A 22,975-nucleotide genomic window follows, 5' to 3' on the forward strand; every position below is an offset into this window, starting at 1 on the left:
TTTTGGAACAAACACTGATGGCCAGCGGCAATACATTGATTCAAGAGCTATATCCAGCTATTTTCGAGAATTGCCAGTTTGGATTGATCGTGCTCGATACACAAGGGTATGTTATAGATTGGAATAACTGGGTCACTAAATTCAGCGGCCTGAAACTTGAAGAGATAAAGGGCAAACAATTACGGGAGATATTTCCCCGCGCCATGAGTGGCAGCCTGGGTCGAGCCGTAAAGTTGGCGCTGAGCCGTGGCATGAGTTCGGTTATTTCACACACCTTAAATCCAAACATCCTGCCCTTGTTTTCTAGTTCTGGAGCGGCAATCGATCAGCAGCTTAAAGTCCAACCGTTAAATGTCAATGAACATAGCCAGTTGTGCCTGATCCAGATCACCGATATTACCGCCGCGGTTAAACGTGATAAACAGTTGCTCGAAAACTTGGCTGAAATGAATTTCCAGAAGTCTGCGTTGGATCAGCATGCCATAGTGGCTATTACCGATGCAAAAGGGACGATTACTTATGTCAATGATTTGTTTTGCCGGATTAGTCAATACGGTCGCGAGGAGCTGTTAGGGAATAATCATCGCTTGATTAATTCTGGGGTTCATCCGAAAGAGTTCTTCCGCGATATGTTTCGCAGTATTACTAGGGGTAAAATCTGGGCAGGTGATATTTGCAATCGAGCCAAGAATGGCGATTTGTATTGGGTATCGACCACGATAGTGCCCGACATGGGTAAAGACGGTAAACCCAAACGTTATTTTGCGATCCGGGCGGATGTCAGCAAGCTAAAACGCGCCGAAGAGGCTGCCAACGCAGCGGCGATTGCCAAATCGCAATTTCTGGCCAATATGAGCCACGAAATTCGTACCCCGATGAATGCGATGTTAGGCCTAACCCGCCAAGTGTTGGAAACCGAATTAACCCATGATCAACGCGATCAGCTTAACAAGGTATCCACATCCAGCCAGGCCTTGGTGCGCATAATTAACGATATTCTGGACTTTTCCCGGTTTGAATCCGGCTACATGGTGCTGGAACAGGTACCGGTCAAACTGGAAGCCGTTCTGATGGAAGTGTCCAATTTGTTCGGCGCTCAAATTGAAGAAAAAGGTATAGAACTATTTGTTGAGATTGATCCGGACACGCCGTTGTATATCAGCGGAGATGCCTTGCGGTTGGCGCAAATACTTAACAATCTGCTCGGCAACGCCGTCAAATTTACCGATCACGGCGAGATATATGTGTCGGTGCAAACCGAACGTCGAGATGGTGAGTCGCTCTTACTAAGCTTTACTGTGAAAGACACCGGGATAGGCATTTCGTCGGAGCACATTAAATTGCTCTTTAAACCTTTTGTGCAGGCCGATAACTCCACAACGCGTAAATTTGGTGGCAGCGGACTTGGTTTATCGATCGTCAAAAAGCTGGTCGAACTGATGGGCGGCGACATTCAGGTAAGCAGTGTGTTCGGTCATGGTGCCACTTTCAAGTTCACCATCAAAGCCGGGGTGGTACCCGATGAAATGCAACTTCCGTACAAAGCTCACCACGATTTGCAGCGTTTACGTGGCAAGCGCGTGCTGGTGGTGGACGATCAAGAGACCTCACGCCATATCTTGTCGCGATTATTGACGGCTTGGGGAATTCAAGCAGTTACTGCTGAGTCCGGCGATGAAGCTTTGCTGCTGCTCGCCCAAGCAGATTGGGAGAACCAACCTTTTTATGCGGTATTGTTGGATTGGCGAATGCCTGGAAAGAACGGTTTGGAAGTAGCAACGGAAATTAAGAGGCAACTGAAGCAGGGCGGCAAGGAAGTCGAATTAAAACTGCTGATGGTGACAGCTTATGATAAACAAACTTTGCTAAATAGTTCGGGCGTCGAATGTGTGGATGGCATTTTAAATAAACCGATCGTGCCCTCCATATTGTTCGATGCACTATTGCGTCGTCAAGCGCCTGAAACGAACGACCGCGATAAACATACTGATCGAACCTTCAACGGGTTGCGGGTATTGCTGGTCGAGGATCATGAGCTAAATCAGGAAGTCGCTGCCAATTTTATGAAAAAACGGGGTGTAGCCGTCACGGTTGCTTCGCATGGCGGCGAAGCCGTGGAGATAATCAAGCATAAAACCTTCGATCTGGTTTTCATGGATTTGCATATGCCGGTTATGGGAGGAATCGAAGCCACACAATTAATTCGCGAACTACCCCAAGGTCAAAATCTGCCTATTGTGGCCATGACCGCAGCTGTATTGGAGGAAGATAGGAAAAAATGCGCGGATGCGGGTATGGACGATTTTATTTCCAAACCGGTGGAACCCGAGGATTTGCTGCGGGTAATGAGCCGGTATTTTCTCGTTTCTGACCAAGCCGAGTTGGCGAATTCGACTGTGCTGCGCAATGAATCCATCCTGGATTTGGCGCAAGGCCTACATCGTTTAGATGGAGACAAAGTGTTACAGCAGCGGCTCTTGTTACATTTCAGCGAGCGGTGTCAGTTTATTGCAAAACGTTTCGAGACATTGATCTCGGACGCGGATACCGAGGCCCTCATTGAGTTGATTCATGGACTAAAAGGCGTCTCCGCCAATCTTGGCGCTGTTGGTTTGGCCGAAGCTTGTCGGCGCGTGCTCGAGGAAGTGAAAGTCGGCGGCAAACTATCTCGCGCTCATTTTGAAGCCACTCTGTTAGAAACTCGGACGCAGATACAACAATATCTTATGGATTACACGCCACCCAATATGGATAACCAGGTGGCGGAATCCGTTTCCATAACCGAATTCCTGGGAGAGCTGGAACGGTTTATCAGCAAACAGGAAGTGATTCCGGATGATTTACAAGCACTACTGGCTCAACTTGCTGATTCTGAATTGCCGTATTCGCCTGGATTACGCCAATTGCAACATTATCTGAGTCACTTCGATCACCAAGGGGCCGGTGAAGTCTTAACGGTGTTAATGTCCAATTTTACGAACAAGCATGATGAGTAATATGGCGGAACAACCCGATAAACCACTCGTTTTGCTGGTAGACGATTTACCGGCCAATCTGCACGTTCTCGTCTCGGCGCTGAAGGCCGATTACCGGCTAAAGACCGCGACCAGCGGCCTGGATGCATTGAAATTATTGCAACAACCGGATAAGCCCAAGTTAGTTTTGCTGGATGTCAAAATGCCTGGTATGAATGGTATAGAAGTGCTTCGCCGCATGCGGGACGATTTACAAATCAGTGATATTCCGGTGATTTTATTGAGTGCCGACGCGTCCGAACAAAGCGAGCTAGCCGGATTGCATCTAGGCGCGGATGATTATCTGTTCAAACCCATATCACCCAACGTACTCACGGTAAGAGTGCGTAATCAAATACAACGCTATGCTGATCGCATTCAGTTGCGTTTGGCGGCCCACGTGTTTGAACATAGTGGCGAGGCGATTCTGATTACCGATCAACATAACCGCATTATCGACGTCAATTCGGCCTTTGTCGCATTGACGGGGTACGATAAATCCGAAGCCTTGGGTAAGGATCCTCGCTTCCTGTCCTCCGGACAAACCGAACGTGAAGTCTATACCTCAATGTGGGAGGCGATTCATAAAAATGGGTTCTGGCAGGGGGAGTTGTGGGACAGAAGTAAGTCGGGGGATATCTATCCTAAAATGGCAACCATATCGGTGGTGCGCGACCGCACAGGCAACATCGAATTTTATTTGGCCAGTTACATAAACATCAGCAATATCAAGGAAGCGCAAGCCCACATCCAGCATCTGGCTCATCACGATCCATTGACGGGATTACCCAACCGCCTGCATTTACAGGTATTTTTGGAGCAATCCATGATGATTGCCAAGCGCCAATCAGAGCAATTGGCGGTCATGTTATTGGACTTGGACCGCTTTAAAAATATCAACGACACCCTGGGTCATTCGATCGGCGATGAATTGTTGATACAGGTGGCGAACCGTATCAAATCCAGCATACGGAAAAATGATTTGGTTGCCAGACTGGGGGGCGACGAATTTGTCGTGGTGCTGAGAGGCGAAAACATACAGAGTATGGCGGCCTCGGTAGCGCAAAAGATCTGCGAAAATTTGCAACGTCCTTTCGGATTGGCGGGTACTAACTTGCGCACCGCAACCAGTATCGGCATTGCGATTTATCCCGACAATGCCCAGCACATGGAAGGCTTGATGAAAAATGCCGATATGTCCATGTATTTTGCCAAATCCGAGGGCGGCGATGGCTTTCGGTTTTTTTCGGCTGAAATGAATCGGCATGCGCATGAACGTATGGATTTGGAAAATCAGCTGCATTTTGCGGTGGAAAACCAACAGTTCGAGTTGTATTACCAGCCACAGTTTTCTTTACCCGACCTGCATCTCATCGGCGCGGAAGTATTGTTGCGTTGGCAGCATCCGGAAAAGGGCTTTATTTCTCCCGCCGTATTCATTCCCTTATCTGAAGAAACCAATCAAATCTATAAAATTGGCGAATGGGTGCTGGAACATGCCTGTGAACAGGGAGTTAGTTGGATACGGGAAGGGTTTCCGTTAAAAAGAATCAGCGTCAATGTTTCGGCAAAACAGTTTCAGAATAAACATTTTTCCGAATTGGTAGCTTCCGTATTGGCAAAAACAGGCCTCCCCAGGGAAAAATTGGAATTGGAGTTGGAAATTACCGAGACCGCAGTGATGACATCCCCCGGCGACGCTGGCGCCTTACTCCAGTCTTTTCGGGAAGGCGGTATTATGGTGGCGCTGGACGATTTCGGCCAAGGGTATTCATCACTGGGTCAATTGAAAAACTTACCCCTCGACCGATTGAAAATCGATGCCGCGTTTGTGCGGGATATTTCCGGGGATATGCACGACAAAAACAATGGTGCCATTGCCGCAGCGACTATTGGCTTGGCACACAATTTGGGATTTCAGGTGATTGCGGAAGGTGTCGAAACCCAAGAGCAATTGGCGTTTCTGATCGCACATGGCTGCGATGAAGTACAGGGTTTTTACTTTGCTAAACCTATGCCAAAACGTGAGTTCGAGAAATATTTGCGTGATTGGCTGTGAGTAATTTAGTGGTGTAAGGGGGGCTCAACGGGAAATACCCTAGAGTTGCGGGTCGATATTAGAACTACTCTTTACTCACGACCAGTATGTATTACTTGTAGATTCAAGTTTTCCCTGAGGTAGGCCGTCCGATGACTTTTCCTTGCATGAGATATGCTTGACATTGAGCACCAGATGATCACATCCAGCTATATATTCATAACACAGTCTGATCTTAACTTTGAATAGTAGCTCAGTGACTTTCACCTGCCGTTGACTTGAAAAGCGCGACAGTCTGCAATTTGGCCGTCAGCGCCCGTTCCAGCAGATTCAATTTAGTAGTTTGACAATAAATCTCCTTAAACAAAAGCTAGGAGTATGTCATGAACCCGGAAAATCAAAACAATCAGCACACACCCTGGAATAAAGGCAAGTTGATTGGACAAAAATCGCCACTAAAATTGAAGGAAATCTGGGCCATTCGGATGCGTTTACAAATGGCCAAAAATACACGCGAACTAGCGTTATTCAATCTTGCCATTGATAGCAAGCTCCGAGGCTGTGATTTGGTCAAGCTTAAAGTCTGCGATGTGGCTCAAGGTGGCCGGGTGTTATTACGCGCAATGGTCATGCAGCAGAAAACGCATCGACCGGTTCAATTTGAGATAACGGAACAAACTAGAGAGTCTTTAGCAAACTGGATTAAACAAGCGCAATTAAAATCTGATGAGTATCTTTTTAACAGTCGAATTCATCGGTCACCTCACCTTTCCACACGACAATATGCGCGAATAGTTGAACATTGGGTAACATCCATTGGTCTTGATCCGGCTGCTTATGGCACTCATACCATGCGCCGCACAAAGGCGACCTTAATTTATCGTCGGACGAAAAATTTAAGGGCCGTTCAGTTATTGCTGGGCCATACTAAGCTGGAAAGCACTGTTAGGTATCTCGGCATTGAGGTTGACGATGCGCTTGAAATTTCAGAGCAGACTGAAATTTAGCGCTCATTAACCCGGTAGCAGTCATTTTTATGGCTGCTACCCATCAACACATTGATTTGGCCTTGGTAAAGCGAATGGGTTTTGGTCTGGGTGAGACATCGACAATTTCAATTTGCTCGCCGAATACCGGACATTCAATTGGATATCGGAGGCCTTAAATAGTTGAAATTGGATAGTGACCTCGACCGGCAGGTAATGGCCGGTCGGCGACGTTGATGCGTTTCGATTGGAATACGCTGTTGGTTTAGACATAGGAATCGGTGGCGGATTTCATCGGAATACTCAGGCTGCAAAACGCTAAGCTTTGTATGGTTTACAGCAAAAGGCCGCCCAAAAAGGCGGAAAAATCCGGCTTCAGCTCCGTCAATTTCACAGGGGAACTGCAAATCACCGACCCTGAAAAATTCCGTTAACTCCCTTTTGGTGGCCAGGGTTGGAACAAGGCCTTAGATTATGTCTGGCTGATGGTAATACAACCGGGTAATGGGTAGTCATTGGGGGGCAACGCTTTGTGGGGGCTTACAGAGGGATTGTCGGTGCGCACAAGCGTTTCGGAGGTGCCGACGCGCGTTCTGTGGACGCCCCCAAACGGTCTGTGCGTGCGTCCAGACCTCCCGTGAGTGCCGCCAACCGTTTCGGGCGTACATCCGAGTCTCCCGTGCGTACACTAGAATGCTTCGTTGGTACGCTCGAACCTTCTATGGTTGCCCATGAAGGCTTCGTTAGTGTCGCTTTTTCCGGATTGATTTTGCTCGTACCGCGAACAAGAAATGAAACCGGCGATACGCTTTCGGTTGCGTGCCAATCCGATCAAAACTATCAAAGACAGCAGCAAAGGTATGGTCGAAAAACAGGGCAAAACCTTTACCAAAACCGTCCGTGTGCCTTTGTTACACGAAGAACAGCAGCAAGCTTGGTTGGTGCAAGCTAAAGGATTTTGCCCAGTTGGAAACTTTGATTATCCAACCAGAACCGGTCACCTATTTTCGCAAAGCCAAGGAAGGCCGTAGCGGCAAAATACAAACGGTTTTGTTTGATGGTGTCATCACGGTAACCGATCCGGCCGAATTCGAATCGCAAGTGATGCAAGTCATCGGCTCGGCCAAAGCCTTTGGTTGCGGTTTGTTATCGATTGCCAGAGTGTGAGATCGACTTATGCAAATCATTTTCCGCTAAACCCTGTTCACCGGCCTGGGCCGGGCCAAGGCATTTGGCTGTGGTTTGTTGATGGTGCGGCGGTTATAATTCGGACTTAATTCAGTCTGAATTTATTTCATTGCGAGCAAAACCAAATGAAACTATCCGAAAACATAAAACCCATCAGTTACTTAAAAGCCAACGCCGCTGAGGTGATCGAAAAATTAAAAGCCGATCATCAGCCTATGGTCATCACCCAAAACGGCGAGGCGGCGATGGTGGTACAGTCGGTAGTCGATTACGAGCAAACTCAGGAAACCCTGGCCTTGCTGAAAATGTTGGCGCAAAGTCAGCAAGCGCTAGCGGAAGGCAAAACGGTGTCCAGCGCAGAGGCGTTTAGTCATTTACGCGAACAGCGCGGCTTGGCATGAGTGTCCCGGTAAGGCTGACCGAACCGGCCTTGGCCGATTTGCTGGCTATCAATGATTATTTCCTAGTGGGAGTCAGTGATAAGGTGGCAGCAAAAATCATCGACGCCCTCGAAACAGCCGTCAATAGCCTCGCGGACTTGAACGAGCGTGGAACCGTACCTAAAGAGTTACTGGGTTTGGGCATACGCCAATATCGACAAATCATCGTAAAACCCTATCGCATCATCTATCAACGCATGCCTGAACAAGTGGTCGTCCATGCCATTCTGGATGGGCGGAGCGATATGCAAACGCTATTAACCCAGCGTCTGATCGGAGTTCTCTAGCAGACACAACCAAGAAAATTAAGGACGAACCGCTTTGCTAGAGGTTTGTCAAACGGTGCCCGACGCATTCCCCGCACCGCGGGGATGAACCGACGTTCGGGTGGAAGCGATTGTAGTCTGTACGCCGTTCCCCGCACCCGCGGGGAGGAATGACTTACTGCTGTTGCCTTTCCTAATATCGATTCGTGACACTGGTGTAAGTGTCGAGGCATGGAATGCGGGGCGTATTCTGTTACAACCGCTATTTCTGATCGGCTTGCCGGCAGGGAAATTGCTAAAATGCCTTGTTCGCCGGCGAAATGGAGGTTCTCTGGTATTCGTTGCCCCAGTTTGTATTGGCTCGGTTCCCCGGGATTAGAAGAGGAGTTTATTTGATGTTGCAGCAACACTTCGCCGAAGTTACCAGGGTCTATGCGCTGGAGATGATGGCCTTAAGCGGCCGCAAGTGCTGCGGATTTGTTGTTGTCATTAAATTGATATGAATAATATTCCACCCAAACGCGGCCTGGGCCGCGGGCTTGAAGCTTTATTAACCGATATGCCGGCTAAATCGGCAGCGGATAAACCAAGCATTAAGGCGGAAACCGTTCCGGGGCCAGCCGTCCGCCAAGAAAATAGCCATTTGCTTCAAGAAGCCGAAGTGTTAAAGACCCTGTTGGAGGAACTTGAAAACGCCTTGAGTGACTTCAATCCGGATTAGCCTGTTTATTAGTCTTTAAATATCGATTTTCCAGCTATAACCATAACCCAGCGGCTATTTTGGATTTCTGCTTTCGCGGGTATGGCGACTCCAGAGACGTTAAGGGGCAGGCTAATATTAAATGCCCATTAGATCAGGGTTTCGGAAGCGGGTTTGCCGGGCATGGCAAAAGACTATTTGCTACTAAAGGCCTCTCGGCACCATCGTACGCAGAGTCAAGATAGGGTGGGAAACATGTCAAATGGCGCGCCCGAGAGGATTCGAACCTCTGGCCTCAGCCTCCGGAGGGCTGCGCTCTATCCAGCTGAGCTACGGGCGCTATGTGATTTGCAGTCAAGCGGTTTAGGCTTTTTACCCTAACCCTGAAAACCCAAGGGGATTTCCTTTCAGGATACGTATCGGCCACTGGACCGAATCGGGTAAGCGCGCCATTATAAGATTAAATGCCGTTAAAGTCATTGCCAATCCTGGCTTAAACAGCGGTTTTTTCCTTTATTAAGTTTCGCCAGCAGCTGTTTTTGCCGATTCAGCCGTTCGGACTTTTCCGCTTCCGCTTTGGCTTGGCGCCGGTTTTTGGCTTGGTGGCGCTGTCTGGATTGCTCCGCATTAGCGGCGGTCCATTGGGCGTTTGCCGGGATCATGCTGATGCAGTTGACCGGGCAGGGGGCGATGCATAATTCGCAACCGGTGCATAAGGTGGCGATGACGGTATGCATCTGCTTAGATGCACCGAGAATGGCGTCGGTGGGGCAAGGCGGCAGGCATTTGGTGCAGCCTATGCAATTTGCCTCGTCGATTACGGCCACTTGCAAAGGCTGCGTCATACCGAACGCCGGATTCAACGGTTTGGCGGGGACGTTCAGGAAATCCGCCAGTAGACGGACACCCTGGTCACCGCCCGGCGGACACTGGTTTATGTCGGCTTCACCGTTTGCGATAGCTTGCGCATACGGCCGGCATCCCTGGTAACCGCATTTGCGGCACTGGGTTTGCGGTAGCAGCGCGTCGATCTGTACGGCTAGAGATGCCTCGTGTTGCTCGCTCATGACCAATAAGCTGTCTTGCGGCCTCTTGCTTTATTTAACCCGCATGCCCGGTTGCGCGCCTTGGTCCGGCGACAGCACCCAGATGTCTTTGCCGCCGGGGCCGGCCGCCAATACCATGCCTTCCGAGGTGCCGAAGCGCATTTTGCGCGGCTTTAGATTGGCCACTACCACGGTCAATTTGCCTTCCAGTTCTTCCGGGGCGTAAGCCGATTTAATGCCGGCGAAGATATTGCGGGTTTCGGTCCCCAAATCCACCGTCAGTTGCAGCAGCTTTTCGGCGCCTTCCACCGATTCGGCTTTGACGATGCGACCGATGCGCAAATCAATTTTGGCAAAGTCTTCGATCTCGATCGCTTCAGCAATCGGCTCGGCTATCGCTTTTGCTACTTGCTCGGGATTGTTTTCCACTGCGGCAGCTTGTTTGCCTGGCTTGGCTACAACCGGTGGCGTCTTTTCCAGATTTTCTTTGGAGGCTTCTACAATCGCGGCGATTTTGTCCGGCTCTACGCGGGTCATCAACGGTACGAAGCTGTTGATTTTATGGTCGAGCAGCGGTTGAGCATCGCTCGGCCAGCTTTGCGCCGGGATGTTTAAAAAGCTTTCGGCATTGGTTGCCAGCGTTGGAATGACCGGGCGTAAATATACGACCAGCAGTCGAAACAGGTTGACGCCCATGCTGCATACAGCATGCAGCTCGGCATCTTTGCCTTCTTCTTTGGCGATCAGCCAGGGCTTTTTCTCGTCGATATACTGATTGGCTTTATCGGCCAGCGCCATGATTTCGCGCATCGCTTTACCGAACTCGCGACTTTCGTATAAATCGGCAATCGTGCTGTTGGCGTCGACAAACTGCTGGAATAAGGCCGGTTCGGCGCATTCTGCCGAAAGCAGGCCGTCGAAACGCTTGGCGATGAAGCCGCTGCAACGGCTGGCGATATTAACCACTTTGCCGACCAAGTCGGAATTGACACGCTGGCTGAAATCGTCGAAGCTCAAGTCGATGTCATCGACGCCGGCGCTGAGTTTTGCGGCGAAGTAATAGCGCAGATATTCCGGATTGAGATGGTCCAGGTAGGTGCGGGCCTTGATGAAGGTGCCGCGCGATTTGGACATTTTCTCGCCGTTGACGGTTAAAAAGCCGTGGGCGAAGATCGCGCTGGGTGTTCTAAAGTCTGCGCCGTGCAGCATGGCCGGCCAGAACAGGGCGTGGAAGTAAATGATGTCCTTGCCGATGAAATGGTACAGCTCGGTGGTGCTGTCTTTTTGCCAAAACTGGTCGAAGTCCAGGCCTTGGCGGTCGCAGAAGTGCTTGAAGCTGGCCATGTAACCGATGGGCGCATCCAGCCAGACGTAAAAATATTTGCCCGGCGCGTCCGGAATTTCGAAACCAAAATACGGCGCGTCGCGGGAAATATCCCACTGCTGTAGGCCGTTTTCCAGCCATTCGGCCATCTTGTTGCTGACTTCCGGTTGCAAGTGGCCGGCGGTGGTCCAGTCGCGCAGCATCTCGGCGAAATGGCCGAGTTCGAAGAAATAATGCTCTGAATCTTTTTCGATGGGGCGTTCGCCGGAGATGGCTGAAACGGCGTTTTTCAGTTCGGTGGGCGAATAGGTGGCGCCGCAGGCTTCGCAGCTGTCGCCGTATTGGTCGGCCGCGCCGCATTTCGGGCATTCGCCCTTGATGAAACGGTCCGGCAGGAACATGTTTTTCACCGGATCGTAGGCCTGGGTAATGCTGCGTTGGCTGATGTGGCCGCCGGCGCGCAGGCGTTTGTAGATCAGCGCGGAGTATTCTTTGTTTTCGGGCGAATGGGTGCTGTGGTATTGGTCAAACGCGACACCAAACTCCTGGAAATCAGCGCGATGCTGCTTTTCCACATCGGCGATCAGTTGTTCCGGGGTAATGCCTTCCTTGTCGGCTCTAAGCATGATCGGTGTGCCGTGGGTGTCGTCGGCGCAGACGTAGTAGCAATTTTGCCCGCGTTGTTTCTGGAACCGCACCCAGATGTCGGTTTGAATGTATTCGACAAGGTGGCCCAAGTGGATAGGGCCGTTGGCATACGGTAAGGCGCTGGTAACAAGGATTTTTCGGTTAGACATGGGGTTAAAACAGCCTGGGAAAATGAGGGCGGATTATGGCATAAATCGCCAGGGCTTTCATGGTTTGGGCAGCGGTTTGCCGATTGCCGGCGCGTTACCCTGATGCGGGGGCTAGGGATGTTTGGTAATAGGGATCAGTAAGGTACAATCCCAACCAAGCCTCCAGCTTAAGCGCTATACCGTCCGGCATGGCATACTTAAAGTCGGATCGGCCTTAGCCCTTTTTGAATCACTTAAACTTATAAGAAGAGGTAACATCATGAGAAAAACGTTGTTTCTGGCCATCGCGATGCTGGCTTCCGGTACTGCGGCGGCGGCTACTGACCATTATCTGTTGCGCGACGGCAATCATGTACAGCATTTGAAGATTACGACCTTGGGAAAAGACATTAACGCCACGGTGGATGTGGATTTCGAACCCAATCCCGATGAAGCCGGCAAGCACGCTTGTTCCGCAACGGTATCCGATGAGGCTAAAAGTGTTGGTGAAAACGAATTGGTCTTGAAAAAGCACATTGAGGGCGAAGCGCGCTCGTGCTCAGTGAAAATTCATCTGACGCCTAACGGTGCCAAGCTGGAGCAATCGGACGAATGTACTTATTTCGCAGCCGGTATCTGCAGTTTCTCCAGCAATGGTAAGGAACTGGTCAAAATCAAATAAATCCCTGGCGCAATGGCTTTGGCTTATTGCGCCGTCTTTTCTCCAACAAACCTGCCTGGGCTGTCCCGCTGTGTTTTGCGGCCATTTGTTATTAACGCTTTTTGTCAGCCGCATTTAGGGCTTTTTGTGCAAAATTGTGTGATATGCCGCACTGTAGAGACATATTGTCGCGCGGCAATCGGCCACATTTTAAACGTTAGGATTCTTTGCTAGATTATCGCCAGCTCATGCGGGTTTGCATGGGCGTTAATCGTTCCCCCGATAATCGAGAAGCCAAGGAGTTTTTATGAAAAAAGCACACATGATGATAATAGCCGCTGCCGTTGCCGCGCTGGGTTTGACTACGGCGTTGAATGTTACTAATGCCAATGAAGCGGCTGGCGAGGATGTCAAAACCGTCGCTTGGTATGTGGCCAACATTAAAGAGGCGCGTACCCAAAACCAAGCTTGTCACGATGATCCGGCTATTCAAGGCAGCGCTAATTGCGCTAATGCCTTGCACGCGCTGGAAATTACCTTCAAAGGTGGCAACTGATACCCGTTGAACCTATTCGGTTCGACAACTTGCCGGCCAAGACTTTACGAAACGATTAATCCAATTCTTACATATCGTCGCTCCCGCCAAGGCGGGAGCCCAGCGGCTATCCCGGATTCGCTGAGAATTCTTTAACGGTTGCGACCTTCTCGGGAATGACGAATCCAGGGAGTTTAAGAGTCGGTTTGATAGAGGTTTTGAGCGGTTTGGTTTGAACCGAGATAATTGTTTTTGGCGGTCACTGCCGCCTGTTTTGTGACCGGGCAACCTCCTTTAATCGATTGTCCGGATAGCGTTTACCGGCGTGCTTAGTTGACAGCTGTCGTCTAATTAGGCAAGCCGGCAAACGCAATGCAAATTCCCTCTTTCCGAGTGCTTTCTTTAGTCGCTGCGGATGAATAGTCGCTAAAGCGCATGATTTTAGCGGTAACTTTTAAGTCCTTCCTTTCTTCATTTCCATAGCACGTGGTCGAGCGGCAAGTGAAGTCTCTGAGCTAGCGTCGGCTGCTACTGAAATAATTCTCAAAACTGAAAATCTGCTAAATTAACCTTTCAATTTGTCAGATAATTCGGCCATTAGACCATGTACAAAGCCAGCCAAAATCAAATTCATATTTCTGCCAACTTGGGCGAATACGCTATTCCGCCGTTAAAAGATATGTTGGTGTTAGGCAAGGAGTCTCCGATTGGCTGCATCGCCATGCGCCGGGCAATCGAACTATTGGTAAAAGCGCCGTTTGAGCATATTGAGTTTGATGACGATGTGATCAGTGATCTTTTGGTAAGACAGAGCTTGCTAAAACGTATCAGCAAGGCTGCGTTAATCGATTTCGTGTTGACTCAGATAAAGCCCTTGATGAGTGCCGATGAAATATTGCATGCGGAGATGGATATTTCCGTTCAGCTAAATACCAAGTTATGAAACAACTGGCGGTTGGCGATTGTTTATGGCCGCACGTTCGTCGGGTTATGGAGGAGGAGCGGCCTTGCAGCGTTGAGCGCAATATCGTTTTTGCCGTTTTTCGGGAAGCACCGGTGGAAGAGTTTTGCGGTTTGGCCACCGATCACGATATATCAAAACATCCCAATTGGATTTTTGCAGATTTGGTCGAGCATCGGCCTATGCTTAGTGTCGCTCCCAAGCTTGGCGTCCGCAAAGCGCTATGTCTGATGGATGAAAATCAGCTGGGAGCCTTGGCTGTGCTCAACAAAGGTCAATTCGTCGGCGTGGTTACCCGGCAAAGTATTTTGGAAGTTCTGCTGAACCGTGAGCGACTGCTGCTGAAAGAGACTATGCGCCTTAAAATTGCGGCGGAAACCAACCACGAGCAAACGGTGGTTTGGGTTGGGCGTCTGGCCGCATTGAACGACGCTGCGCGCAGCTTGCTGGGGGTGTTGGCCCATACATCAATCGAAACCGAGTTATTGCAGGCCGGCATTGATGCGCTTTGTAATTTGTTGGATGCTCGTTATGGTGCTATTGGGATAGTTGACAACGGCGGCGCGTTGACGGAGTTTATTTATGCCGGTATCAGCGACGAGCAAGCTCAGCAAATAGGTCATTTACCTGAGGGGAGGGGCTTGTTGGGGGTAGTCATTGAGGAAAACGTCTCCTTGAGGCTTGCGGATATGGGCAAGGACTCGCGCAGCGCCGGCTTTCCACCGCATCATCCGCAGATGACATCCTTATTGGCGGTGCCTATTTCTCATCAAGGCCGGGTGTATGGGCGTATCTATCTCAGCGATAAATACAGTGGTGAGCTGTTTACCAAGAACGATGAAGAGTTGGCGTTGAGTTTTGCGCATTCGTTGTCGCTAGTAATCGATAATGCCCGTGAAATTGAGGAAGTGAAACGCGCACGGCAACGCCTGGATTATATTGCCCATTTCGATGCGCTTACCGAGTTGCCGAACCGGACTTTGTTAACCGATAGAGCGTTGCAGTTCATTACGCAAGCGCAGCGCAGGCAAGGCATTATCGCGTTTCTATTTCTCGATCTGGATAATTTCAAGGCGATCAACGATACCTTTGGGCATGCCGTGGGTGATGAATTACTCAGAGCTGTTGCCAAGCGAATTTCCGGTTGTTTGAGGGAAGGCGATACGCCCTCCAGGATGGGCGGGGATGAGTTTATTATTATGCTGCCCAATATTGCAGATAGTCTGGATGCCGCCAAAGTGGCCATCAAGATATTACATGCCTTGAACGAGCCTTTACAGGTTCAACAGCATCAAATCTATTCAAGGGCCAGTATTGGTATCAGTATTTATCCGGATAATTCGCTTTCGTTCGACGAATTGCTGGCGCAGGCCGACTCTGCTTTGTATCACGCCAAAAAATTGGGCAAAAATAATTATCAGTTTTTTACCCCGGAAATGAACAGCGCCGCTCAGCATTATCTGAAGCTCGAGCATCATTTGCGTCAGGCCTTGGAGTTGGGCGAACTTGTATTGCACTATCAGCCGCAGGTGAAAATCGATAACGGTTGCATCATCGGTATGGAGGCCTTGATTCGTTGGCACAATCACGCCATGGGTATCGTCATGCCGGATCAATTCATCGGCTTGGCTGAAGAAACCGGGCTGATCGTGCCAATTGGGGCTTGGGTATTGCGAACTGCATGCAAACAGGCACGGGCCTGGCAGTTGGCCGGTATGCCGATTCGAATTGCGGTCAATTTGTCCGGACGGCAGTTTCACCGTTTCCAAGATCAGCGTCAGCTGCTGGATGTAGTGTTGGATGTGCTGAAAGAAACCGAGCTTTCGCCGGAGTTGTTGGAGTTAGAGATTACCGAAAGCATCTTGATGCATAAGCTGGATACGACGCTGGACACGCTGAATCAGATCAAGCAGCTGGGAGTGCGGATTTCGGTGGATGATTTCGGTACCGGTTATTCTTCGCTCAGTTATTTGAAACGTTTTCCGCTCGATACCTTAAAAATCGATAAATCGTTCGTGAAGGATATTTGCACCGACGCCAACGATAGAGCGATTGTGTCGGCTATTTCGGCCATGGCGGGCCAGTTGAAGCTGGAACTGGTGGCCGAAGGCGTCGAAGATCAGAGTCAGTTGGATTTTTTGGGTGGACAGCAGTGCAATTACGGACAAGGGTATTTTTTCAGCAAACCCGTGCCGGCCGAGCAGGCGTCGGCCTTGTTGCGGCAGTCCTTGCTGGGCCGGCAATAAGTCCTGGCCGCACTTAGTTTCTTGCAGCCTGTTTCGGATCGATGGCTTTAACGTCCATGTCGAAATTCTGCTTGATGCGTTGCGCTACGGTTTTGGCTTCTTTCTTGTTCTTAAACGGTCCGGCAACCACTTGAAAGCCACCATCTTTGGCAATTTTTCGGGCAGGAATCGGCGGTCCTTGGTGATTGAGCATGGCTGCCAGCTTTTGGGCGTCGGTCTCATTTTCGAAGCTGGCGGCCAGAATGGACCAGTCGCTGTCGCTCAATTCGTTGATGACCGGTTGGCCGTAGAATTGCTCAGGATGGGCAAGTTGCACCGCATCCGCTGTTAATTCGGGTAGATCCGCACTGCCGGGTAGTACTGGAGTGGGGACGCCGTCGGCACGTTGCAAGATGCGCTCAACTTTACTCCAATCAACCGTTGCTTGCTTTTCGGATGCTAGTTGTTGCAATTTTTTCCGAATGTCTTTTTGCAGCTGTTTTTGTTGTTTTTCCCATTTGTCTAAGGGTCGATGGGCTTCCAGATAAAGCATGTCATCTTGCCAGGTTGCCATGTACGGCTGATGGACGATACGAACCGGGGTGCCGACTTCTACTTTGTTGAATAGGACTTCTATATCTTCAGGGTATAGCTGTACGCAGCCATGGCTGACTTGTAAGCCAATCCCGTAAGGCTTGTTGGTGCCGTGGATCAAATAGCCGCTGAAACCCAAGGGCATGGCGTAGTTGCCCAAGGGGTTGTCCGGGCCGGAACGTATCACTTTCGGCAACGGGTCGCCCAATGCCTGATGTTCGCGGTGAATCGATTCCGGTACCGTCCAGTCAGGATTGGCCTTTTTTGCGACAATTTGGGTTTGTCCTAACGGCGTGTTCCAGCCTTGGCGGCCAATGCCGACCGGATAAGTCAGTACGGTATTGGCTTGATTTTTAGGGTAATAAAACATGCGCATATTGGCCAGATTCAACACGATGCCTTTGCGGGGAGCGTCGGGGAGTACGAAACGCAATGGCAACAACACGGTTTGCTCGGCAGGCAAGGTCCAAGGGTCGAGATGGGCATTGGCGATGGTAATGTCGTTGTAACCCAAGCCGTAATGGCGGCCGATGTCGGACAGCGTATCGTTTTCGCGGCTGCTGATACTGGCTAGCGTGCCGACCATGCCTTGGCCGCTGCTCAGGTTAAACTCATGACTGGCAATACTGTCCGGTTTGGAGTTCCAGACGATGTGTTCCGGCTGGTTGTCGGAAAACAACGGTATGCTTTGACAGCCGCTAAGCAGGGCGCTGACTACTGCCACAACGAAGACTAGCGGTATCGGTGAAACAGTACGGTTTTGAATGACTGCTGACATGTTTATGATAGGCGCATGTAGTGACGGAGCTGGATGATTGAAGGTAAGCGATTCAAATTAAAATCAGATTAAGGCGGCATTAAGTCCTAATTAAGAATTAACTATTAAGGCTAATAGTTAAGTCATTACGATAAAGCATTATTCTTAAAGAGAAAACTATTTTTTAACAATGGCGCGGATTTAATGGCATCCTGTTAAGGTGCTATCATATTCACACTATTTTACTTGGTTATTATTTCCCCTTACTTCGGAGTTCCGCATGGCGAGCATTGACAAAACGGCTGTCGAAAATTTACTTAAACATTTTATCGATCCAAATGTGGAAACCGATTTGGTGTCGGCAAAATCCGTTAAGAAAATCAGTGTGGATGGCAATGATGTCAGCGTGGTTATCGAATTGGGTTATCCGGCTAAAAGTTATCTTGAAGAGTTAAAGGCAGCGGTAACTCAGCGTCTGCAAACTTTGCCGGACGTTGGCAAACTGGATGTATCGGTCAGTTTCAATATCGTTTCGCACTCGGTGCAAAAGGCGCTGAAACCCTTGCCGAATGTGAAAAACATCATCGCGGTGGCCTCCGGCAAGGGCGGGGTGGGCAAGTCCACCACTTCGGTGAATCTTGCTCTGGCCTTGGCGGCGGAAGGCGCCAATGTCGGTATTCTGGATGCCGATATTTACGGCCCCAGCATTCCGACCATGCTGGGCTTGTCCGGTAAGCCCGATAGCCCGGACGGCAAAAGCATGTTGCCGAAAATCTCGTTCGGTGTGCAGACCATTTCCATAGGCTATTTGATTGACCCGGACCAGCCTATGATCTGGCGTGGCCCGATGGTTACCGGGGCATTGCAACAATTGTTGAATCAAACGCAATGGCAGGATGTGGATTATCTGATTATCGATCTGCCGCCCGGTACCGGCGATATTCAGCTAACGCTGGCGCAACAGATTCCGGTCAGCGGCGCGGTGATCGTGACCACGCCACAGGATATTGCGCTAATCGATGCACAACGCGGCTTGGGGATGTTCGAAAAGGTCAACGTGCCGATATTGGGGCTAGTGGAGAATATGAGTGTGCATATTTGCAGTAATTGCGGGCATGAAGAAGCGATTTTCGGCCAAGGTGGTGGCGTGGCGATGGCGGTCAAGAATAAGCTGGATTTACTGGGTTCTTTGCCGCTGGATATTCAGATTCGCGAGTATGCCGATAGCGGCAGGCCTACAGTGGTGGCTGACCCGGATGGCCGGCCGGCGCAAATCTACAAAGCGATTGCCCGGAAAATGGCCGCCAAGCTGGCAATGCGTGCGCGGGATTATAGCGGCCGGTTTCCAAATATTGTTATCCAGAATACCTGAGCTTGATGGCAGACGACTTGGCTAGTCGCGAAGTCGTCTGGTCTCAGACCAATACTAAATTATCGCGATGGATAAGTTCGTCTTCGTCGGCGTAGCCCAGCAAGGCTTCGAATTCGCTGCTGGGTTTGCCGGCGATTTTATTGGCGTCGTCCGCGCCGTAATTGATTAAGCCGCGGGCGATTTCATTGCCTTGCAAATCCAGGCAAGAGACCAGGTCGCCACGTTTAAACGAACCTTGTACGCTTTTAACGCCGACCGCGAGTAGGCTTTTGCCTGCATCTTTCAGGATTTTTACCGCGCCATCGTCCAATACCACACTGCCTTTCAGTTGCAATTGCCCGGCCAGCCATTGTTTGCGCGCCACCAGTGGTGCAATGTTGGGTATTAAATAAGTACCTAAATCATTGCCGTCGAATACCGCGTGGATGACGTTGTCAATTTTGCCGGATACGATCACTGTCGCTGCTCCAGAGCGCGCGGCCAGTCTGGCGGCCCGGACTTTGGTGTACATGCCGCCACGTCCCAGGCCGCTGATGCTGCCGCCGGCAACTTCGTCAAGCAGACTTTCGTTGACGCTAATGCTGGAAATTAGGCGAGCGTTTGGGTTCAGGCTAGGATTGGCGTCGAATAAACCGGTTTGGTCGGTAAGAATGATCAGCAAATCGGCTTCTACCAAATTGGCAACCAGCGCGCCCAAGGTATCGTTGTCGCCGAAGCGGATTTCTTCGGTAGCGACGGCATCGTTCTCATTGATGACCGGCACGACACCGAAATCGAGCAGCGTGAGTAAAGTGCTGCGGGCATTCAGGTAACGCTGGCGGTCTGAAAGGTCGTCATGGGTCAGCAATACTTGCGCTGTCAGCAAGTCGTGTATTTGAAATTCATCTTCAAAGCGTCTGACCAAGCCCATTTGCCCTACTGAGGCGGCCGCTTGTAATTCATGTAAGGTTTTCGGGCGGGCTTTTAGCTTTAAGCGGGACATGCCTTCCGCAACGGAGCCGGACGATACCAATACCACGTCGACGCCTTGGCGTTTGAGGGCGGCCATTTGCGCAACCCAGTCGGCGATGGCCTGTTTATTAAGGCCGCGTCCGCCGTCGGTCAGCAACGAGCTGCCGATTTTGACGACAACGCGCTGGGCTTGCGAAAACTCAGAACGGCTCATGGCGCGGCTCCTGTGTTTGCAAATCCCGCTCGGCTTTTTGTTGGTCGAGAAATTCCATGATGGCGTACATCAGTGCCTGGGTGCCTTGATTTTTTAAAGCGGAAATCAGGAATACCGGGCCGGTCCAATCGAGCTCTTCGACGATGGCTTGGCAATGTTGCTCGACTTCGTCGTCGGGCACATTGTCGATCTTATTCAATACCAGCCAGCGCGGTTTGTTGGATAGGTCGTCGCTCCATTTTTCCACTTCGTGGATGATTTTGCGCGCAGCGCTCACTGGCGTTTCGTCGCTTTCGTAGGGGGCGATGTCGACGATATGCAGCAACAAGCCGGTTCTGGATAGGTGTTTCAGAAACTGTAAGCCAAGGCCGGCGCCTTCTGCGGCGCCTTCAATGACGCCGGGAATGTCTGCGATGACAAAGCTACGTAAATCGTCTACCCGCACCACGCCCAGGTTGGGGTGTAAAGTGGTGAATGGGTAGTCCGCGACTTTGGGGCGTGCGGAAGAGACCGTGCGGATTAGGCTGGATTTGCCAGCATTGGGCATACCCAATAAACCTACGTCGGCGATAACCATTAATTCCAGGCGCAACATGCGGTGTTCGCCGGACGAGCCTTTGCTGGTTTGTTGCGGCGCGCGATTGACGCTGCTTTTGAAGCGGGTGTTGCCGAGGCCGTGGAAGCCGCCTTTGGCGACCAATAATTGCTGGCCGGGCTTGGTCAGGTCGCCGATTTTTTCGCCAGTGTCGGCTTCGTAAACGATGGTGCCGGGTGGGACCGGGACGAAGCAGTCGTCGCCTTTCTTGCCGGTGCAATCCCGGCTGCCGCCATTTTGTCCGCGTTGGGCGCGGTGTACTGAGTGGTAGCGAAAATCCACCAGGGTGTTGACGTTTTCGGTGGCGACCAGATAAACGCTGCCGCCGTCGCCGCCGTCGCCGCCGTCCGGGCCGCCCAAGGGAATATACTTTTCACGGCGAAATGAGGCCTTGCCATTGCCGCCGTCGCCTGCTTCTACGCGGATTTCCGCTTCGTCAACAAATCTCATAATCTACCGGTATAAACAAAAAAGCCCCGCTGAAAACGAGGCTTTTATTTTTAGTTGTGCCAATCAGCACAGCCAAAGAAATTTACGCTGCTGCAATGCTGACGTATTTGCGGTTTTTAGGACCTTTTTCTTCAAAAACCACTTTGCCATCGACTGTTGCAAACAAGGTGTGGTCTTTGCCGATGCCTACGTTGGTGCCGGGGTGGAACTGGGTGCCGCGTTGACGAACCAGAATGTTGCCGGCTTTAACCACTTGACCGCCGAAACGTTTTACGCCGAGGCGCTGAGCCTGAGAGTCGCGGCCGTTACGAGTACTACCGCCTGCCTTCTTATGAGCCATTTCTTATCCTCGTTATATTAAGCAGAAATGCCAGTAATCTGGATTTCTGTGTAGTATTGACGATGCCCCATTTGTTTCATGTGGTGCTTACGTCTTCTGAATTTAATGATTCTGACTTTTTTGTGTCTGCCCTGGGAAACCACGGTCGCAGTCACTTTGCCGCCTTCGACAAATGGCTGGCCTACTTTTACGGAGTCGCCGGATTGGACCATCAGTACTTTGTCGAACTCTACGCTGTCGCCTGCGCCCAACTCAAGTTTTTCTATTTTTAAGGTAGTACCCTCTGCGACCCGATACTGTTTACCACCTGTTTGAATTACCGCATACATCAGCGTAAGCTCCATCAAGCATAATCTGTTAATAGTGAACAGAGGATTATATTTTTTATTTAAGTCACAGTCAAACTAAAATTCCAGGGGAAACCTGCTGTCTAACAGGCCTATGCGGGGAGTACTATTGACACTAATCAGTATTCTTCATAGCATGACCGGTTATTCACGTTATACGCTAACGAGCGACAAGTTCACAACATCACATGATAGCTAAAGTTTCAACGCCAGCGTCAGTCACTATAGACTTCGATTCCATCAAAAATTTAACCAATGCGGAAACTCAAGCCGTCGACCGGTTGATTTTAGAGGAACTGAGTTCCGATGTTGTGCTGATTAATCAAATTGGGCATTACATAATCGGTAATGGCGGAAAAAGATTACGACCGATGCTGTTGCTGTTGGCGGCAAAAGCCTTGGGCAAGGTTGATGACCATCATCTGATTTTGGCAGCAGTGATCGAATTCATCCATACCGCGACGTTGTTGCACGACGATGTGGTCGACGAATCGGCTCTGCGGCGCGGCAAGGAGTCGGCGAATGCGGTGTGGGGCAACGCGGCTAGCGTGCTCGTAGGTGATTACTTGTACTCCAGTGCCTTCGAAATGATGGTCCGCACCGATAACATGCGGGTGATGGCCATTATGTCCAAAACTACCACCGCGATTGCTGAGGGTGAGGTGCTGCAATTGTTGAATTGCAATAACCCGGAGACCAGTGAAGCCAGATATTTAGAAGTCATTGCCCGTAAAACCGCCATTTTGTTTAGTACGGCCACCCGTTTGGCGGCAGTCGTTTCTGCAACAGACCCGGCTACGGAAGAAGCGTTGGCGGTTTATGGTCAGCAATTGGGCGTGGCGTTTCAGTTGATAGACGATGCATTGGATTACAAAGCCAATAGCGAAGAACTGGGTAAAAACTTGGGTGACGACCTGGCTGAAGGTAAGCCTACCTTGCCGTTGATCTATGCCATCCAGCACGGGAACGAGCAGCAGGCTAAAATTGTGGTCGATGCGATCCGGCAAGGTTCGCGCGAGGCGTTTAACGATGTCTATGAAGTAGTTAAGGCCACCAATGCCATAGAATACACAGAGCAATGTGCGGACAGGGCCGCTGCAAAGGCGATTGCCGCACTGCAATGCCTGCCTGATTCCGATTACAAACAGGCTCTTGAAGAGTTGGCGCGCTTCTCGGTGCAGCGCAGTCACTGAGC

General features: G+C 50.4%; 19 protein-coding genes, 1 tRNA gene and 2 pseudogenes. 14 read left to right on the plus strand and 8 right to left on the minus strand.

Annotated features, from left to right (window positions below):
• Positions 1-2 precede the first annotated feature (2 nt).
• The 8 genes and pseudogenes from QLH52_RS00535 (at position 3) to QLH52_RS00570 (ending at position 8,653) form a co-directional block, all read left to right on the plus strand.
• Positions 3-2,996, plus strand: coding sequence for a response regulator (locus QLH52_RS00535; RefSeq protein ID WP_319960200.1), 2,994 nt, complete (start codon positions 3-5; stop codon positions 2,994-2,996).
• Between the two features lies 1 nt (position 2,997).
• Positions 2,998-5,073 (plus strand): two-component system response regulator, encoded by a 2,076-nt coding sequence (locus QLH52_RS00540; protein ID WP_205454378.1) that lies wholly within the window; start codon positions 2,998-3,000, stop codon positions 5,071-5,073.
• Positions 5,074-5,435: 362 nt separating this feature from the next.
• Positions 5,436-6,059: a tyrosine-type recombinase/integrase gene (locus tag QLH52_RS00545; RefSeq protein WP_319960201.1), complete on the plus strand. Its 624-nt coding sequence runs from the start codon at positions 5,436-5,438 to the stop codon at positions 6,057-6,059.
• 770 nt (positions 6,060-6,829) lie between these two features.
• Positions 6,830-6,898 (plus strand): annotated as a pseudogene (locus QLH52_RS24565) (hypothetical protein); the annotation flags it as partial.
• Positions 6,899-6,920: 22 nt separating this feature from the next.
• Positions 6,921-7,304: pseudogene (gene cas6e, locus QLH52_RS00555) on the plus strand (type I-E CRISPR-associated protein Cas6/Cse3/CasE); the annotation flags it as partial.
• 47 nt (positions 7,305-7,351) lie between these two features.
• On the plus strand, positions 7,352-7,627 hold the full coding sequence (locus QLH52_RS00560) for a type II toxin-antitoxin system Phd/YefM family antitoxin (RefSeq protein WP_319960202.1): 276 nt from the start codon (positions 7,352-7,354) through the stop codon (positions 7,625-7,627).
• Positions 7,624-7,953, plus strand: a complete 330-nt coding sequence (locus tag QLH52_RS00565) for a type II toxin-antitoxin system RelE/ParE family toxin (protein ID WP_319960203.1) — start codon at positions 7,624-7,626, stop codon at positions 7,951-7,953. Before QLH52_RS00560 ends, QLH52_RS00565 begins: the two co-directional genes overlap by 4 nt.
• Before the next feature lie 478 nt (positions 7,954-8,431).
• The gene (locus tag QLH52_RS00570; protein WP_319960204.1) at positions 8,432-8,653 is read left to right on the plus strand and encodes a hypothetical protein; all 222 of its coding nucleotides are present in this window, start codon (positions 8,432-8,434) and stop codon (positions 8,651-8,653) included.
• A gap of 242 nt (positions 8,654-8,895) precedes the next feature.
• Here the strand turns inward: QLH52_RS00570 and QLH52_RS00575 are convergent.
• The 3 genes from QLH52_RS00575 to metG form a co-directional block, all read right to left on the minus strand.
• Positions 8,896-8,972, minus strand: a tRNA-Arg gene (locus QLH52_RS00575).
• A 136-nt stretch (positions 8,973-9,108) separates the two neighbouring features.
• Complete coding sequence (locus QLH52_RS00580; RefSeq protein WP_319960205.1) at positions 9,109-9,699, minus strand: RnfABCDGE type electron transport complex subunit B; 591 nt, start codon at positions 9,697-9,699, stop codon at positions 9,109-9,111.
• 30 nt (positions 9,700-9,729) lie between these two features.
• The gene (gene metG / locus QLH52_RS00585; protein WP_319960206.1) at positions 9,730-11,799 is read right to left on the minus strand and encodes a methionine--tRNA ligase; all 2,070 of its coding nucleotides are present in this window, start codon (positions 11,797-11,799) and stop codon (positions 9,730-9,732) included.
• Between the two features lie 259 nt (positions 11,800-12,058).
• Between metG and QLH52_RS00590 the strand changes: the two genes are divergently transcribed.
• The 4 genes from QLH52_RS00590 to QLH52_RS00605 all read left to right on the plus strand — a co-directional run bounded on the left by QLH52_RS00590 (position 12,059) and on the right by QLH52_RS00605 (position 16,181).
• Positions 12,059-12,460, plus strand: coding sequence for a hypothetical protein (locus QLH52_RS00590; RefSeq protein ID WP_033155831.1), 402 nt, complete (start codon positions 12,059-12,061; stop codon positions 12,458-12,460).
• 286 nt (positions 12,461-12,746) lie between these two features.
• Entirely contained in the window at positions 12,747-12,995 is a 249-nt protein-coding gene (locus tag QLH52_RS00595) for an EexN family lipoprotein (protein ID WP_033155832.1), read from the plus strand.
• Between the two features lie 583 nt (positions 12,996-13,578).
• Positions 13,579-13,917: a hypothetical protein gene (locus QLH52_RS00600; RefSeq protein WP_033155833.1), complete on the plus strand. Its 339-nt coding sequence runs from the start codon at positions 13,579-13,581 to the stop codon at positions 13,915-13,917.
• Positions 13,914-16,181: an EAL domain-containing protein gene (locus tag QLH52_RS00605; protein ID WP_033155834.1), complete on the plus strand. Its 2,268-nt coding sequence runs from the start codon at positions 13,914-13,916 to the stop codon at positions 16,179-16,181. The genes QLH52_RS00600 and QLH52_RS00605 overlap by 4 nt, the downstream gene beginning before the upstream one ends.
• Before the next feature lie 13 nt (positions 16,182-16,194).
• Here the strand turns inward: QLH52_RS00605 and QLH52_RS00610 are convergent, their stop codons facing one another.
• A complete protein-coding gene (locus QLH52_RS00610; protein ID WP_319960207.1) occupies positions 16,195-17,532 on the minus strand; it encodes a L,D-transpeptidase family protein in 1,338 nt (445 codons plus the stop codon).
• Positions 17,533-17,791: 259 nt separating this feature from the next.
• Between QLH52_RS00610 and apbC the strand changes: the two genes are divergently transcribed.
• Positions 17,792-18,883, plus strand: coding sequence for an iron-sulfur cluster carrier protein ApbC (gene apbC / locus QLH52_RS00615; RefSeq protein ID WP_319960208.1), 1,092 nt, complete (start codon positions 17,792-17,794; stop codon positions 18,881-18,883).
• A 43-nt stretch (positions 18,884-18,926) separates the two neighbouring features.
• Here apbC and proB read toward each other — a convergent pair whose 3' ends face one another.
• From proB to rplU, 4 genes are all read right to left on the minus strand, one after another.
• Positions 18,927-20,048, minus strand: coding sequence for a glutamate 5-kinase (gene proB / locus QLH52_RS00620; RefSeq protein ID WP_319960209.1), 1,122 nt, complete (start codon positions 20,046-20,048; stop codon positions 18,927-18,929).
• Positions 20,035-21,093, minus strand: a complete 1,059-nt coding sequence (cgtA, locus tag QLH52_RS00625) for an Obg family GTPase CgtA (RefSeq protein ID WP_319960210.1) — start codon at positions 21,091-21,093, stop codon at positions 20,035-20,037. The genes proB and cgtA overlap by 14 nt, the downstream gene beginning before the upstream one ends.
• Positions 21,094-21,175: 82 nt before the next feature.
• On the minus strand, positions 21,176-21,433 hold the full coding sequence (gene rpmA, locus QLH52_RS00630; RefSeq protein WP_020484554.1) for a 50S ribosomal protein L27: 258 nt from the start codon (positions 21,431-21,433) through the stop codon (positions 21,176-21,178).
• Between the two features lie 17 nt (positions 21,434-21,450).
• Positions 21,451-21,762 (minus strand): 50S ribosomal protein L21, encoded by a 312-nt coding sequence (gene rplU / locus QLH52_RS00635; RefSeq protein ID WP_033156113.1) that lies wholly within the window; start codon positions 21,760-21,762, stop codon positions 21,451-21,453.
• A gap of 206 nt (positions 21,763-21,968) precedes the next feature.
• Between rplU and ispB the strand changes: the two genes are divergently transcribed.
• Entirely contained in the window at positions 21,969-22,973 is a 1,005-nt protein-coding gene (gene ispB, locus QLH52_RS00640) for an octaprenyl diphosphate synthase (RefSeq protein WP_319960211.1), read from the plus strand.
• Positions 22,974-22,975: the final 2 nt, after the last annotated feature.

The sequence above is a fragment of the Methylomonas defluvii genome (assembly GCF_033949435.1).
Classification (GTDB): Bacteria; Pseudomonadota; Gammaproteobacteria; order Methylococcales; family Methylomonadaceae; genus Methylomonas; species Methylomonas defluvii.

Coding starts and splice junctions, on each gene's coding strand:
- QLH52_RS00610 (WP_319960207.1), bottom strand. CDS start 17,532: ATGTCAGCAGTCATTCAAAACCGTACTGTTTCACCGATACCGCTAGTC.
- cgtA (WP_319960210.1), bottom strand. CDS start 21,093: ATGAGATTTGTTGACGAAGCGGAAATCCGCGTAGAAGCAGGCGACGGC.
- rplU (WP_033156113.1), bottom strand. CDS start 21,762: ATGTATGCGGTAATTCAAACAGGTGGTAAACAGTATCGGGTCGCAGAG.
- proB (WP_319960209.1), bottom strand. CDS start 20,048: ATGAGCCGTTCTGAGTTTTCGCAAGCCCAGCGCGTTGTCGTCAAAATC.
- QLH52_RS00560 (WP_319960202.1), top strand. CDS start 7,352: ATGAAACTATCCGAAAACATAAAACCCATCAGTTACTTAAAAGCCAAC.
- rpmA (WP_020484554.1), bottom strand. CDS start 21,433: ATGGCTCATAAGAAGGCAGGCGGTAGTACTCGTAACGGCCGCGACTCT.
- QLH52_RS00545 (WP_319960201.1), top strand. CDS start 5,436: ATGAACCCGGAAAATCAAAACAATCAGCACACACCCTGGAATAAAGGC.
- QLH52_RS00600 (WP_033155833.1), top strand. CDS start 13,579: ATGTACAAAGCCAGCCAAAATCAAATTCATATTTCTGCCAACTTGGGC.
- ispB (WP_319960211.1), top strand. CDS start 21,969: ATGATAGCTAAAGTTTCAACGCCAGCGTCAGTCACTATAGACTTCGAT.
- apbC (WP_319960208.1), top strand. CDS start 17,792: ATGGCGAGCATTGACAAAACGGCTGTCGAAAATTTACTTAAACATTTT.
- QLH52_RS00540 (WP_205454378.1), top strand. CDS start 2,998: ATGGCGGAACAACCCGATAAACCACTCGTTTTGCTGGTAGACGATTTA.
- QLH52_RS00605 (WP_033155834.1), top strand. CDS start 13,914: ATGAAACAACTGGCGGTTGGCGATTGTTTATGGCCGCACGTTCGTCGG.
- QLH52_RS00595 (WP_033155832.1), top strand. CDS start 12,747: ATGAAAAAAGCACACATGATGATAATAGCCGCTGCCGTTGCCGCGCTG.
- QLH52_RS00565 (WP_319960203.1), top strand. CDS start 7,624: ATGAGTGTCCCGGTAAGGCTGACCGAACCGGCCTTGGCCGATTTGCTG.
- QLH52_RS00580 (WP_319960205.1), bottom strand. CDS start 9,699: ATGAGCGAGCAACACGAGGCATCTCTAGCCGTACAGATCGACGCGCTG.
- QLH52_RS00590 (WP_033155831.1), top strand. CDS start 12,059: ATGAGAAAAACGTTGTTTCTGGCCATCGCGATGCTGGCTTCCGGTACT.
- metG (WP_319960206.1), bottom strand. CDS start 11,799: ATGTCTAACCGAAAAATCCTTGTTACCAGCGCCTTACCGTATGCCAAC.
- QLH52_RS00570 (WP_319960204.1), top strand. CDS start 8,432: ATGAATAATATTCCACCCAAACGCGGCCTGGGCCGCGGGCTTGAAGCT.